Annotated in this window: 9 protein-coding genes; 7 read left to right on the top strand and 2 right to left on the bottom strand. The window is 63.5% G+C overall.

The window, feature by feature from the left end; translation table 11 throughout:
• The coding region (locus V7116_RS23875; RefSeq protein ID WP_324394503.1) for an ArnT family glycosyltransferase at window positions 1-955 on the bottom strand (955 nt) is incomplete at its 3' end.
• A gap of 410 nt (window positions 956-1,365) precedes the next feature.
• On the opposite strand from V7116_RS23875, the gene V7116_RS23870 reads away from it, so the two are divergent.
• Together V7116_RS23870 and V7116_RS23865 are read left to right on the top strand one after the other, a co-directional pair.
• Window positions 1,366-2,010 carry a 50S ribosomal protein L25 gene (locus tag V7116_RS23870; protein WP_324394502.1) on the top strand — a complete coding sequence of 215 codons (645 nt, stop codon included), beginning with the start codon at window positions 1,366-1,368 and terminating at the stop codon, window positions 2,008-2,010.
• Between the two features lie 69 nt (window positions 2,011-2,079).
• Window positions 2,080-2,436, top strand: a complete 357-nt coding sequence (locus V7116_RS23865; protein WP_324394501.1) for a YdeI/OmpD-associated family protein — start codon at window positions 2,080-2,082, stop codon at window positions 2,434-2,436.
• Between the two features lie 16 nt (window positions 2,437-2,452).
• On the opposite strand, the gene V7116_RS23860 is transcribed toward V7116_RS23865, so the two are convergent.
• Complete coding sequence (locus V7116_RS23860) at window positions 2,453-3,334, bottom strand: tRNA (adenine-N1)-methyltransferase (RefSeq protein WP_324394500.1); 882 nt, start codon at window positions 3,332-3,334, stop codon at window positions 2,453-2,455.
• A gap of 315 nt (window positions 3,335-3,649) precedes the next feature.
• Between V7116_RS23860 and V7116_RS23855 the strand changes: the two genes are divergently transcribed.
• The 5 genes from V7116_RS23855 to V7116_RS23835 all read left to right on the top strand — a co-directional run bounded on the left by V7116_RS23855 (window position 3,650) and on the right by V7116_RS23835 (window position 9,037).
• Window positions 3,650-4,033: a response regulator gene (locus V7116_RS23855; RefSeq protein WP_324394499.1), complete on the top strand. Its 384-nt coding sequence runs from the start codon at window positions 3,650-3,652 to the stop codon at window positions 4,031-4,033.
• A 162-nt stretch (window positions 4,034-4,195) separates the two neighbouring features.
• Window positions 4,196-4,903 carry a rhomboid family intramembrane serine protease gene (locus tag V7116_RS23850; protein WP_324394498.1) on the top strand — a complete coding sequence of 236 codons (708 nt, stop codon included), beginning with the start codon at window positions 4,196-4,198 and terminating at the stop codon, window positions 4,901-4,903.
• A gap of 181 nt (window positions 4,904-5,084) precedes the next feature.
• Complete coding sequence (locus tag V7116_RS23845) at window positions 5,085-6,383, top strand: sugar phosphate nucleotidyltransferase (protein ID WP_324394497.1); 1,299 nt, start codon at window positions 5,085-5,087, stop codon at window positions 6,381-6,383.
• Between the two features lie 16 nt (window positions 6,384-6,399).
• Window positions 6,400-7,767, top strand: coding sequence for a phosphomannomutase/phosphoglucomutase (locus V7116_RS23840; RefSeq protein ID WP_324394496.1), 1,368 nt, complete (start codon window positions 6,400-6,402; stop codon window positions 7,765-7,767).
• 298 nt (window positions 7,768-8,065) lie between these two features.
• Window positions 8,066-9,037, top strand: a complete 972-nt coding sequence (locus V7116_RS23835) for a hypothetical protein (protein ID WP_324394495.1) — start codon at window positions 8,066-8,068, stop codon at window positions 9,035-9,037.
• Window positions 9,038-9,226: the final 189 nt, after the last annotated feature.

Genomic DNA, 9,226 nt, shown 5'->3' with positions numbered 1-9,226 from the left:
GACCGGGCGGGGCGGACGTGTCGCGCCGGACCAGCGCGCGGATCGCCATCGCCGCGCCCGCGATCACGGCGGCGGTCCAGAGCACAAACGGAATGTCGTCCAGGCGGTCGCGCAGATCCGCGTCGTTCGCCGGGGCATTTTGGCCGCGCACGGCGGCATAGTTCCACCCGCTGACCAGTCGCAGCGCGTGATCGAGCGCTTCCGCGCTGAGCGACGCGCTGCCGCCCGCGAAATCTTCCGCGCGCCGCTGCGTATCCTCCCACTGCCGCGCCAGCCCAATGCCGTACAGCGCCATCAGCACGGCGAAGACCGCGCCGCCCGCGATCACTGCGCGCCAGGGCACGCGCCGCCGGAAGATCAGCAGCAGGACGGCGACCGGTGCGCCCAGCGCATAGGCCAGCAAATAACTGTGCGCGAAGAGGGCGAAGGCCACCAGCGCGATCAGCATGCGGCGGCCAGGATGGGCTGTTTGCCGCGTCAGAACCGGGGCCAGCGCCCAGAAGATCAGGCACACGAAAAACGGCGCGAGCGCCTGGACCCACGTCCGGCGGCTGTCCTCGATGATCCATGGGTTGACCGCGAACAGGGCCGCGCCGACCAGCGCCGCGCGCGGGCCAAGCAGCCGTTCGAGCGCGCGGTAGGCCAGCCAGATCGCAAAGGTGTTCAGGATCAGTGTGAAGACGTAGGCCGCGATTGGCGCGCGGAACAGGGCCATCACCGGGATATAGAGGTAGCCTGTCAGCGGCGGATTGGCGAACAGCACCGACGTGCCCTGGCCGACCAGCGGCAGCGCGCCATCGCGCAGGGTGCGGATCGCCTGCCAGACCGGATACGCCTGATCGACGTTATACTCGATTGCACCGAGGTGCTGGAAGCGCAGCCACGCGCCAACGGCCAGAATGGCAGCCAGCAGAATGTGGCGCAGACCAGGGGTGAGGGGTTCGCGGTGATCCATGAGCGGCACTCTCGTTGTGCGGCAGGTGCGGAACGACGGGGCGGCTATTATAAGGGGCGGGGCAAGCCCCGTCGAGCCTTGTGGGACGCGCGGCGGATCAACGTCGGGACCGAATGCGCAAAATGAGCCGCAAAACGAGACGGCTGTAGGTTTGCCGGTAACAAGTCTTTTCTCTACGCGGCTACCGATCGACCATTGACGCTGAACGGTCCGTTAGCTACAATTGCCCCCGCTAAGAATGCAACTGCTGGCGCTGTGTGCCGGTGGCTCAGAGCCTCTATGAGGCGGGCAGTCCGGCGCGCGGGCCTGCTTAAAATTTCTTTTCAAGACGTGCGCAATCAAGAGTCAACAGGCGGTGGCGGTCGCTGAGAGCAGCCAGCCGGTCCTGCGAGAATGAGGAGAACGTATCGATGGCTGAAACCATTACCCTTCAAGCGACCAAGCGCGATGTGCTCGGCAAGCATGTGCGTCACCTGCGCCGCGAAGGCAAGATCCCGGCTGTGCTCTATGGCCCCGGCTTCGAGCCGCTGTCTCTGTTGGTCGATTGGATCGAGCTGCGCCCGAAGCTGCTGGCGGCGGGTGGATCGCAGATCATCAATCTGGACGTCGAAGGCGACGAGACCTACAACGTGCTCGTCCGCAACGTCCAGCGCCGCCCGGTTCGTGGCGACGTGCTGCACCTCGATTTCTACCGGGTCCGTATGGACGTGGTGATCCGCACCGAGGTGCCGATTCTGCTGGTGGGCAGCGGCGACGCCCTGGAAGATGCTGGCGGCGCTTTCACCCACGAGAAGAACTCGATCACGGTGGAATGCCTGCCCGGCGATCTGCCCTCGTCGATCGAAGTGAGCCTCGATCTTCTGAAGGAAGTCGGTGACATGATCACCGTCGCGGATCTGCCGCAGCTTCCTGGCGTGACCTACCACGCCGACGCGGAGGAAATCGTGGTGACCACGAGCTACCTGACATCCGCGGGTGCCGAGGAAGAAGAAGGCGAAGGCGGCGAGTCTGAGCCGGAACTCATCCGTCGTCGTGAGGAAGAAGACGAAGAATAGTCTTTCGACTGTTCCGATTGTCACTCGAACGGGACCCGCGTGGTCCCGTTTTTGTGTTTGGAGGTGCCCATGACACCGGGATCGGACGATTTGCCCGTGCTCGAATTCCGGTCGGTGGGGGATCTGCGCGCGTGGCTGGAACAGCATCACGCCACATCGAGCGGGATCTGGATTCGCATCTACAAGGCGAGTTCCGGGATCGCGTCGGTGGCATTCGAGGACGTGCTCGACGAAGGGCTGTGTTTTGGGTGGAGCGAAAGCAAGCGGCGCAAGGGTGACGATAAATCGTACTTGCAGCGCTTCACGCCGCGCCGCACCCGGGGCACGACTTCACAGCGCAACCTGGAGCACGCCGAGCGCCTGATCCGGGACGGCAGGATGACGCCCGCCGGGCTGCGCGCGTTGGGTATGGAGCCGCGCGACTGAAAGCGCGCCGCGCGGGCTACTGGTCGCCGTCGCCGGGATCGTCGTCGCGCACGATGTCGCGCGTATCGTCGCCCATGTCGTCGGGCGCTTCGTTCGTGCTGGCGGTGCGCGTATCGCGGTCCACGGCGCGCGCAAAGATCAGATACCCGGTGTGCCCGACCATCTGATCGTCGGGGCGCACGCGCTGCGGGTGCGTCTTGTAGGAGCGCAGCAGCAGCTCCTCGATTTGCAGCATATACCACGGCCCGTCGTAGAGCGGCTGGGCCAGATCGAGCACCTGGTTCATGGTGGGGACCAGCGCCCCGAAGAATCCGCCGCCGCGCAGCGCCGCGCGCGCCTGGGGCAGATAGTCCGCCGGTTCGCGCACGTCCAGAAACAGCGCGTGCACGTCCGTTTCCTCGAAGCCTTCCTCGATGTCTTTCTCGTGGAACGTCACCCGGTCGAGCAGGTCCATGCGCCGCAGGTTGGCAAAGGCCCGCGACAGCATATCGTTACGGCGCTCGTAGGTGTATACGTGGCCCTCGTCACCGACCAGCATTGCCAGCGTCATGGTCAGCGCGCCGCTGCCGGTCCCAGCCTCGATCACGCGCACGCCGGGCCGGATGCCGAGCTTCAGCGCAATGTAGCCGAGATCCTTGGGGTAGATGATCTGGCCCAGGCGTTGAAGGTGGAGGATAATATCTTCCGTATGCGGGATCAGGACGAACATCTTGTGGCCCTTGTGCGTGGGGAACTGGCTGCCATAGGCCGCGCCGACCAGTGCGTCATACTCGATGTAGCCCAGGTGGCACTCGAAGCGCTGTCCTTCCTTGACGGTGCGGATGAACTGGCGCAGATCCTTGCCGATCAGCAGGATGATATCCCCATAGGCAACGTGCGTTCCGTCCGGTAATGGCACCACAATCCTCCTCGCGTGCGTCGATCCGGTCGGGAATTATAAAGGCCGCGTGCGGAAAACGCGATGCTGTGTCATGCACAAATATAAAAAATTGTTTGAAGATTAATCAGAGATGCAGAAATTCATAATTTTTTGGCTTTGTAAGGGTGGCGCACTGTTCTAAAGCGTTGTATAAAAGGCAAAGACTAATTGACTGTGTAGGCGATGGTTTGGGCTGTGAACCAGTGGCAATGCTGGTTGCGTCACTCTTTACATGTTACACTAGTCCCAGACGCGAGAATCATCGCTCGCAGTCACAGAGGGAGACACCGGGTTATGAAGCGTATCCTCGTTGTTGACGACGAAATCGGCGCGTTGACACTGATTGGTATCATGCTGGAGCGGGGCGGATTCGAGGTGCTGAAGGCGAAAGACGCCGAGCAGGCATTGGTCGTGCTGGATCATGACACGCCTGACTTGATCATCCTCGACGTGATGATGCCCGGCATGGACGGAATCGAGTTGTGCCGCGTGCTGCGCCAGCGTCCCGATACGGCCCAGACCCCCATCCTGATCCTTTCCGCCCGTGGCGATGCAAAGAGCGTGATGAGCGGCATGGACGCCGGTGCGAGCGACTACCTGCCCAAGCCGATCCTGCATCACGACCTCGTGGCGAAGGTGCGCCGGATGCTGGACCTCGATCCGGTCACGGAGGACTGAGTCACCGTCCGAATACCCCTTTAACCGCAACAAGCCCGGCACACAGCCCGGGCTTTTTTGTTGCGCTGCGCGTGCTGCCTGCCTGCCGGGGCATTGTGCTACAGTCTGTGCTAACGTTGCTTTGTGTGATGCTGGCGAATTCCAACGACGAAGGAGCGCGCAATGTTCCCCATTGGCGACGAAAACGAAAAAGGCGCGGGGCTGCCGGTCGTCACGCTGTTGCTGGTGATCGTCAACGTGCTGGTGTTTCTGTATGAGAGCACGCTGGGCGGGCGGTCATTGGAAAACTTCGTCTTCACCTATGGTGTGGTTCCGCGAGAAATTCAGCACGGGCAGGATCTGTACTCGCTGGTCACCTCGATGTTCGTGCACGGCGGTCTGGCGCATGTCGGCGGCAACATGCTGTTCCTGTGGATTTTTGGCGACAATGTGGAACGGCGGTTCGGCTCGCTGCTCTACCTCGTCTTTTATCTCGCCACAGGACTGGCTGCCAGCGCGACGCATATCCTGTTCAACCAGGGATCAACCATTCCCAGCATCGGGGCCAGCGGCGCGATCTCCGGCGTGCTGGGGGCGTACATTTTGATGTACCCGACCAACCGCGTGCGCGTGCTGGTGGGCTACTGGTGGGTGTTTGCGCTGCCCGCGTACATGTTCCTGGGGATCTGGTTCCTGACACAGTTCATCAACGGCATCGCGTCGCTGGGCGTGCCCACGGCGCAGACCTCCGGCGTGGCGGTCTGGGCGCACGTGGGCGGCTTCGTGGCCGGGGCGCTCGGATCGCTCGTGCTGCGCATGGTGGTCGGGCAGCCGCAGCAGGGCGGGCAGGTGTACGTCCGGCGCGGGCAGGATCCGGGCCGCTGGCAGTGAGCGGGGAGGTCGCGGGGAAGGTCGTGGGGATCGAACCGGTTGAGTTGCCCCTGAACCGCTGATTTCCGACCCCTGCCCCCAACTGGACGCCAGCCGCGCATCACACTACAATTACCACGACTAATATGATGCTTGAGCCGGGGGCCTGTGCTGCCCGCCGCACCACCAGGGAGGACAAACCGTGAGGACACCGCTGCTCGTCGTGCTGGCCGGGGGAGCAAGCTCGCGCCTGTGGCCGCTGGAAGAAAAATCACTGATCAAGTTCATGGGCCGCCCTCTGCTGAGTTTGCAGCTCGAACGCTATGCGCAGCTTGGCATCGAGCAGGCGGTGATCGTGGCGAACCCCGAAAACCGCGACGTGATCGCGGAGCTGGTTTCGACCGTGCCGCAGATCGAAACGGAAGTGGTCGTCCAGCCGGAGCCGAAGGGCATGGGCGACGCGGTTCTGAAGATCGAGCCGTACCTGGAAGCGCACGGCAACCAGCCGATTTACATCACGCAGGTGCACGACCTGACCGATATCGTGCTGCACCAGGATATGCTCACGGCGTACCAGACTGGCAGCGCGTTGAGCTATCTGGCGGGGTATCGTGTCGCGGACTATTTCCCCGGCGGCTACCTCGAAGTCGGTGAAGGGGGGCGCATCACCAACATCATCGAGAAGCCGGGCGCGGGCAACGAGCCGAGCGATCTGGTCGCTATCGTCGCGCACGTGCATACCGACGCGATGCGCCTGCTGGATGCGATCAAGGCCGAATATGCCAAGCCGCTCACCAGCGACGATCATTACGAGCGCGCGATGGCGGCACTGATGGCCGAGCACGTCTTCCAGGTGGTGCCCTACAGTGGGCCGTGGCAGGCGATCAAGTTCCCGTGGCACGTGCTGGACGTGATGTTCGCGCTGCTGGGCCAGATCACCGAGCCGCGCGTCTCCGACGAAGCGATCATCGAAGAAGGCGTGCTGATCAAAGGCAACGTGGTGGTGGAAGCGGGCGCGCGCCTGTTCCACGGATCGACGGTCGTTGGCCCGGCGTATATCGGCAAGGGCGCGATCGTGGGCAACAACGCGCTGGTGCGCGAGTCGATGGTGGGCGAGCGCTCGGTGGTGGGCTACTGCACCGAGGTCGCGCGCAGCTATCTGGCGGACGGCGTGCATACGCACGTGTGCCAGGCGCTCGACTCGATCCTGGACGATGACGTGAACCTCTCCGCAAGCTGCACCACGGCCAACCTGCGCATCGATCACGGGGCGGTGAACAGCACGATCAAGGGCCAGCGCGTCAGCACCGGGCGCGACAAGCTCGGCCTGATCGCGGGCAAGGGCGCGTTCATCGGCGTGAACGTGATGACCATGCCCGGCGTGAAGATCGGGCGTAAGAGCGAGATCGGCCCGACAACCGTCGTGCAGAGCGACGTGCCGGACGGCGCGCGGGTGTGGGTCGAACAGACGATTCAAGTCAGGGAACAGCCGAAAGGCTGATAACGGGGGTGGGATGATGACCGATCCGGGACTGTTTAAGCAGTACGACATTCGCGGTAAGTATGGCGACAAGCTGACGGATGACGCCGCGTGGCGCATCGGCAAGGCGTTCGGGACGTATTTGCAGCGCCAGGGCGTGCGCGACGTGATCGTCGGGCGCGACAACCGTCACAGCTCGCCCGCGCTGGCCGAAGCCGCCATTCAGGGACTGGTCGAGGCGGGCTGCCACGTCACCGACATCGGCATGGCCGCGACGCCGGTCGTGTATTGGTGCGCAGTCGAGGCGGGCAATGCGGGCGGCATGATGATCACCGGCAGCCACCTCAAGCCGGAAATGAACGGGTTCAAGCTGTCCATCGGCAAAGACAACCTGTACGGGGATCAGATCCAGGCGCTGCGTCAGATGATCGATGCGAGCGACTACGCCCTGGGCGCGGGCCAGTCTACGGTGGACGAAACCGCCAACGAGCGTTATCTGGCGATGGCCGAAGGCCGCCTGCACCACGCTCGCCCGCTGAAGATCGTCGTGGACGCGGGCAACGGCATCGGCGGGATCTACGGCCCGCCGCTGTTGGAGGCGCTCGGTCATACCGTGATCTGCGTGTACTGCAAGCCGGATGGCAGCTACCCGCACCACCAGCCCGATCCGCAAAACGCGGACAACCTGCGCGACCTCGTGCGCGTGGTGCAGGAGCAGGGCGCGGACCTGGGGCTGGCGTATGACGGCGACGCGGATCGTGTGGGCGTGGTGGACGAGCACGGCAACGTCGTCGGCGCGGATCGCATTCTGGTGCTGCTGGCGCGCGACATCCTCAAGCGCAACCCCGGCGCGATGGTGGTGGGCGACGTGCTCAGCACGCAGGTGCTGTTCGACGAGATCGCTAAGGCGGGCGGCAGTCCGCTGATCTGGAAGTCCGGCCATTCGATGATCAAGGCCAAGATGGCCGAAGAAGGCGCGCTGTTGGGCGGCGAGATGAGCGGTCACATTTTTTTGGGCGATGGCTATTACGGCTTCGACGATGGAATCTTCGTCGGGGCGCGCATCGTGCAGCTTGTCACCGAGCAGGAGAAGCCGCTTTCCGCGCTGATGGCGACCGTGCCGACGCTGTACGCCACGCCGGAATATCGCCCGCACTGCCCGGACGACCAGAAGGCGCACGTGATCGGCGCGGTGCAGCAGGCGCTCGACGGCCAGTACGCCATGAACGACGTGGACGGCATCCGCATCACGTTCGAGCGCGGCTGGGGGCTGCTGCGCGCGTCCAATACAGAGCCGGTGCTCAGTCTGCGCTTCGAGGGCGAGACGCTCGGTGACGCGCTGAGTTATAAGGACATTGTGCGCGCGGCGCTGGTCGAGGCGTATCCCGACGTGGAGCAGTTTTAGCCGCCAAGTGAAACCTTGAAAAGAGTTGGCAAAAAGAACCTCACCCTTTTCCCCTCTCCAATCTGATTGGAGAGGGGAAAAGGGGCCGGGGGTTAAGGGGTGAGGTAAACCTCATCCTCCCTATAAGCTAGATCTTTTCGATAATCCACTTAACGACATGCTGGTGCCGATCACTGACGGCTGGCCGCTGCATTTTCAAGATTTTATCGCCCCTTATGACTTTTTAGCGGCTGCCTGGGCGGGTTTTCCTCTACAATCGGAAAGTGTATGTTTCTTTGCACTCCTAAAGGATGCCATCATGATGCGATTGATGACTCGCCTGACCCTCTCCGCGCTGGTGCTCGTCTCCGTGGTGGGCGCGGCGGTGATCCCGGCCCGCGCGCAGGGCGACAGCCCGCTGAGCGCCGACGAGCAGGCGCTGCTCGACCGCGTGTTTGCCGCGCGCGAGGTTCAGGACGGCTACACCAACTATCACGAGGACGCGACGCAGCTTTACGTGCGTGACACGGTGGTCGCGTACCAGGGCCAGACCCAGACCCAGCAGCAGGTCACCGATCTCACGCGGACGGCGGTCTACGTGCAGACTGGCGATACGCGTGATTTTTCCGCGACGCTGACCGACACCGAGACGTCTTCTCGCGTGCAGGGAGCGCAGGAAGATGTGAACACCGTGACGGTCAACGCGGACGCGATATACCTGGACGGCACGCTGTACGTGAACGCTGAATATGCCGAGCCGGGCCCGGACCTGCCCGCGCTGGCGGAGGGTTGGATCGTGGTGGACGATCCCGACGCGGACGAGATCCTGTCGCTGCTGGGCCTGGGCGATCTGGTGGAGGACACCGCGTTGTTCGACGACGAGGCGTTGGTGCGTTCTGCCGCGACCAGCGTGACGGTTGAGCCGGGCACGACCGAAGACGGCACGGCGGTGGACGTGATCACCGTGGCCTTCGACGGGCCGGACAGCGTGCTGGCGATCATGGCAGGCTCGCCGGAGGGCGTGAATCCGACCGTGGAAGCGATCCTGAGCGTAGCGAGCGAAGCGGGTATGGCGCTGAGCGTCTCGCTGGATGCGGATAACAACGCGCTCGAAGTCAGTTCGACCATGGTGATCGCGGCGGAAGGCATCGACGGGCATACGCTCTCGCCGGATCAACTGCCGGAAGGTGTGACGCTCGACCTGCGCTTCGACCAGCAGCAGACCCAGGCGTTTAGCGACTTCGACGCCGAGATCGAGCCGATCGTCGCGCCGGGCGTGGTCGCGGAATAGATACGGCGTTGTCGAAACGCAAAACAAAACCCGGTTCCACGCGGAGCCGGGTTTTCTGTGTGTGATGCGTTTGCCGCCGATCAGGCGAAGCGCAGCAGGACGCCGGTCGCGTCGTCGTGCGTCTTCATGCGCGGGTAATTCTCGTGATCGCCGTCGCGGTCCTCGACCTCGCGCAGCAGCGTGAGGTAA

The organism is Aggregatilinea sp. (genome assembly GCF_036822615.1).
Lineage (GTDB): Bacteria > Chloroflexota > Anaerolineae > Aggregatilineales > Aggregatilineaceae > Aggregatilinea.
Note: the sequence above shows the minus strand (reverse complement) of the source record. Positions and strands in the feature narration are given on the sequence as shown.